General features: G+C 68.2%; 5 protein-coding genes and 2 pseudogenes. All 7 read right to left on the bottom strand.

Translation table 11 applies throughout. From position 1 onward, the window contains the following. Positions 1-599 (bottom strand): annotated as a pseudogene (locus VIR09_RS06300) (succinylglutamate desuccinylase/aspartoacylase domain-containing protein); the annotation flags it as partial. Between the two features lie 65 nt (positions 600-664). Then, on the bottom strand, positions 665-1,012 hold the full coding sequence (locus VIR09_RS06295) for a RidA family protein (protein ID WP_332012096.1): 348 nt from the start codon (positions 1,010-1,012) through the stop codon (positions 665-667). Positions 1,013-1,035: 23 nt separating this feature from the next. Next, complete coding sequence (locus VIR09_RS06290) at positions 1,036-1,821, bottom strand: transporter substrate-binding domain-containing protein (RefSeq protein ID WP_207471949.1); 786 nt, start codon at positions 1,819-1,821, stop codon at positions 1,036-1,038. A gap of 24 nt (positions 1,822-1,845) precedes the next feature. Beyond that, entirely contained in the window at positions 1,846-2,586 is a 741-nt protein-coding gene (locus VIR09_RS06285; RefSeq protein ID WP_332012095.1) for an amino acid ABC transporter ATP-binding protein, read from the bottom strand. Continuing rightward, the gene (locus VIR09_RS06280) at positions 2,573-3,223 is read right to left on the bottom strand and encodes an amino acid ABC transporter permease (protein ID WP_013395488.1); all 651 of its coding nucleotides are present in this window, start codon (positions 3,221-3,223) and stop codon (positions 2,573-2,575) included. Before VIR09_RS06280 ends, VIR09_RS06285 begins: the two co-directional genes overlap by 14 nt. Before the next feature lie 11 nt (positions 3,224-3,234). Further along, entirely contained in the window at positions 3,235-3,903 is a 669-nt protein-coding gene (locus VIR09_RS06275) for an amino acid ABC transporter permease (protein ID WP_332012094.1), read from the bottom strand. Positions 3,904-3,906: 3 nt separating this feature from the next. After that, positions 3,907-4,120, bottom strand: a pseudogene (locus tag VIR09_RS06270) (amino acid deaminase); the annotation flags it as partial.

Below are 4,120 nucleotides of genomic sequence, written 5' to 3'. Positions count from 1 at the left end.
GCACGCGCGGCCGCCGCCATGGAGGTGGGTGCGTCGCGGCCATTGGCGGCGACGAAGGCGTGGCCCATGCCCAGCGCGCCCATCAGGTCCAGCGCGCGCGCCATGCGCTCGGGCGAGTCCTGGCGCTCGATCAGGGCGGTGGGCAGATGCGCCATCGAGGTGCCGCCGGAATGGATGTCGAATACCACGTCGTGGCGCGGGAACAATTCGTGTTCCAGGAAGTGCGCCAGGCGTTCCGTGGGCGTGCCGCCGGGGACGCCGGGGAAGGCGCGGTTGAGATTGCCATTGTCCAGCGGCGAGCGCCGGCGCGCCGCCATCACGGCGGGCAGATTGGCCAGCGGCAGAATCGTGACCTCGCCGCGCATGCGGGCGGGCTCCAGGCGGCGGATCAGGCGGCTCAGGGCGACCTCGCCTTCGTATTCGTCGCCGTGGTTGCCGGCCATGAGCAGCACGCGCGGGCCGCTGCCGTTGCGGATGCGGCAGATGGGGGTCTTGATCTGGTAATAGGGCGAGCGGTCCACCGAATAGGGGGTGCCCAGGAAGCTGAGCGCCTTGCCGTCGGCGTCGAAGTCTATCTCGTGAAACAGGCCGGTATGCATGGGGGAAGCAACAGCGCCGCGCAAGGCGGCGCGAAAAGGGATCGGAAGGCCGGAGCGCCGCGCGTTTAGCGCAGCGCGGCGACCGCGGTCATCTCGACCCGCAGGTCGGGGTCGGCCAGGCGGGCCTCGACGCAGGCGCGGGCAGGCGGGTTGGCGGGGTCGATCCAGGCGTCGTACACGCCGTTCATGGCGTCGAAGTCGCCGATGGCGGGCAGGAACACGTCCACCGCCAGCAGGCGCGACTTGTCGCTGCCGGCATCGGCCAGCAGCGCTTCGATCTTCGCCAGCACTTCGCGGGTCTGGGATTCGAGCGAGCCCTGGCGGTTGTCGGCCACCTGGCCGGCGATGAACACGAAGCCGTTGTACGAGACGGCCTGGCTCATGCGCGAGCCGGATTTGTAGCGTTTGATCATGCGAGTCCTTTTGAGGCGGCCGATTACATCTGCGGCAGGGTCTGGGCTTCCTTGAACCACTTCTGCTGCAGGGCCGGCAGCTTGCCGTTCAGGCGGTTGGTGAAGAGGAAGGTATTGATCCAGTTCAGCAGGTTTTGCTGGCCCTGCTGCACGGCGGCGTGGGCGGGCGACTGGCGGATCAGGAACTTGAGTTGGGGCGCGCGGGCGGGATTGTCTTCGGTCACCTTGAGCGCGATGGCGCTGTTCTCGGCGAACGATTCCGACTGGCCGGCCAGATAGGCGGCCACGGCCGACGGCGTGTCCTCGAAGCGCACCAGCTTGGCGCCCGGCGCGTTGTCGGTGAGCCAGATGTCCAGCGTGGAGCCCTTGGCGACCGCGATGCTGTGGCCCTTGAGTTCGTCGACGCTCTTGGCCTGGGGCATGGCTTCACCGCCATAGACGCCCAGGTTCACCGCGGCGTAGGGTTGCGAGAACATGACCTGCTGGGCGCGCTCCGGGGTGGCGCCGGCGGCCGCGATCAGCACGTCGACCTTGCCGGCCAGCAGGCTGGGGATGCGGCTGGCGCCGGTGACCTGCACCAGTTCCAGCTTCACGCCCATGTCGGCGGCCATCAGTTTGGCCAGGTCGATGTCCAGGCCGGCGGCCTCGCCCTTGGCGTCCTTGAAGCCCCAGGGCGCGGCATCCATCAGCACGCCCACGCGCAGCTTGCCCGCGCCCAGCACGTCCTGCAGTTTGTCGGCGGCCGAGGCCGGCGCGGCCAGGGAGAGGCAGAGGGCCGCGGCGGCGGCCAGCTTGGCGTACAGTTTCATGCGATGACTCCAGGGGCGGGTGATTCAGTGAGAGGAAGGCGCGGCCGTGCCGATGAACTGGCGCAGCTCGGGGGTTTGGGGATTGGCAAAGAGTTCGGCGGGCGGGCCTTGTTCCCAGACGCGGCCCTGGTGCATGAACACCACCTTGGACGCGACATTGCGGGCGAAGGCCATTTCGTGCGTCACCAGCACCATGGTCATGCCTTGGCGGGCCATGTCTTCCATGACCTTCAGCACCTCGCCCACCAGCTCCGGGTCCAGCGCCGACGTGACTTCGTCGAACAGCATCAGCTGGGGCGCCATGGCCAGGCAGCGGGCGATCGCCACGCGCTGCTGCTGGCCGCCCGAGAGCAGGGCAGGATAGGCGTCGATCTTTTCGGCCAGGCCGACGCGGCGCAGCACGTCCAGCGCCAGCGCGCGGCCCTGCGACTTGGCGATCTTGCCGTTGAGCGTGGGCGCCAGCGTGATATTGCGTTCCACGTTCAGGTGCGGGAACAGGTTGAACTGCTGGAACACGATGCCCACGCGCTGGCGGAACTGGCGCAGTCCGGGCATGCCGGCATGGATCTGTTCGCCGCCGATGCGGATGTCGCCGTCGTCCACCGTTTCCAGCGCGTTCAGGCAGCGCAGCAGGGTCGACTTGCCCGACCCGGAGCGGCCGATGATGGTGACGATCTCGCCCTCGTTGACCTCGAGCGAGACGCCGTTGAGCACCGCGTTGGCGCCGAAGCGTTTGTGGATGTTGGAGACTTCAACGAGCGCCATGGAAGCGGCCCTCCAGGTTACGGGCCCACATCGTCAGGGGCAGGCACGCCGCGAAGTACAGCAACGCGACGCAGGAATAGACCAGCAGGGGCTGGAAGGTAGCGGCGCTGGCGATCTGCCCGGCGCGCGCCAGTTCGACGAAGCCCACCACCGAGGCCAGCGAAGTGCCCTTGATGAGCTGCACCAGGAAGCCCACGGTGGGCGGCAGCGACAGGCGAAACGCCTGCGGCGCGATCACGTGGCGGAACTGATGCCACTTGGACAGCCCCAGGCAGGCGGCCGCTTCCCACTGCTCGTGCTTCACGGCCTGGATGCCGCCGTACCAGATCTGGCCCAGGAAGGCCGCCGTGTAGATGATGAAGGCGACGCTGACGGCGGTCAGCGCGGGCACTTCGATGCCCAGGAACACCGGCATGCCGAAGTAGAAGAACATCAGCAGGCCCAGCAGCGGCACGCCCTGGACCAACTGTTGCAGGGCCGCGGCCAGCCAGCGCAGCGGCGCCGAACGGTGGCCGCGCAACAGCGCCAGCCCCAGGCCCAGCGGCGCGCCGATGGCCAGCGCGATCAGCACCAGGGCTACCGTCCATTGCAGGGCGCTGATGAGGGACGCGAAATCGCTCAGGGTAAACGTACGCATGCTTGCGGCTCCTAGCGGCGCACGGGCCAGGTGAAGGCCAGCCTGCCGGCCAGGGCCAGCAGGGCCTTGGTGATCAGCACCAGCGTGAAATAGATGCCGCAGATCACCGCATAGACCTCGAAGCTGCGGTAGGTGCGGCTTTCGATGAAGCTGCCGGCATGGAACAGGTCCTCGGCCGACACCTGCGAGGCCAGCGAGGTGCCTAGCAGCAGGATGACCAGCTGCGTGCCCAGCGCCGGATAGACGTTGCGCAGGGCGGGCGCCAGCACGATGTGGCGGTACACCTGCCAGGTGCTCAGACCCAGGCAGTGGCCAGCCTCGATCTGGCTGCGTGGAATGGAATCCAGGCCGGCGCGCAGGATCTCGATGGCGTAGGCGCCGAAGTACAGGCTGAGCGCCAGCGCCGCGGCCACGAAGGGCGGCATGCGCAGGCCCAGCCCCGGCAGGACGAAGAACACCACGAACAGCTGGATCAGCGACGGCGTGTTGCGGAACACCTCGACATAGGCGCGCAGCGCCAGCTTGACCGGCTTGGGGCCGTGGCGCGTCAGCAGTGCGCCGGCCAGGCCGATGGCCAGTCCGGCAACCACGGCGATGATGGTCAGCTCCAGCGTGACCTGGATGCCGTCCCAGAGCTGTTCGCGGTAGCGCCAGATCTGTTGGAAGTTCAGCTGTTGCATGGCTTACCCGAAGAACGTCCGATACGCCGACTGCACGCGGCCGTCGGCGTCCAGGCCGAAGAAGACGCGCCAGCGGTCCAGACAGGTGCAGGGGTGGGAAATGCCGAACTCGATCACGTCGCCCGGCGCCAGCTCGCTGTCCGGCGCGATGGCCAGGAAGGCGTGCTGATCGTTGAGGCGGGTGACGCGGGCCTGGGCGTCCCAGCCGGCCAGGGCC

The organism is Achromobacter sp., assembly GCF_036567245.1.
Taxonomy (GTDB): Bacteria; Pseudomonadota; Gammaproteobacteria; order Burkholderiales; family Burkholderiaceae_B; genus Achromobacter.
Note: the sequence above shows the minus strand (reverse complement) of the source record. Positions and strands in the feature narration are given on the sequence as shown.

Bases quoted from the DNA above. Each gene is read 5' to 3' on its own strand.
- VIR09_RS06280 (WP_013395488.1), bottom strand. From the start codon at position 3,223: ATGCGTACGTTTACCCTGAGCGATTTCGCGTCCCTCATCAGCGCCCTG.
- VIR09_RS06295 (WP_332012096.1), bottom strand. From the start codon at position 1,012: ATGATCAAACGCTACAAATCCGGCTCGCGCATGAGCCAGGCCGTCTCG.
- VIR09_RS06275 (WP_332012094.1), bottom strand. From the start codon at position 3,903: ATGCAACAGCTGAACTTCCAACAGATCTGGCGCTACCGCGAACAGCTC.
- VIR09_RS06290 (WP_207471949.1), bottom strand. From the start codon at position 1,821: ATGAAACTGTACGCCAAGCTGGCCGCCGCCGCGGCCCTCTGCCTCTCC.
- VIR09_RS06285 (WP_332012095.1), bottom strand. From the start codon at position 2,586: ATGGCGCTCGTTGAAGTCTCCAACATCCACAAACGCTTCGGCGCCAAC.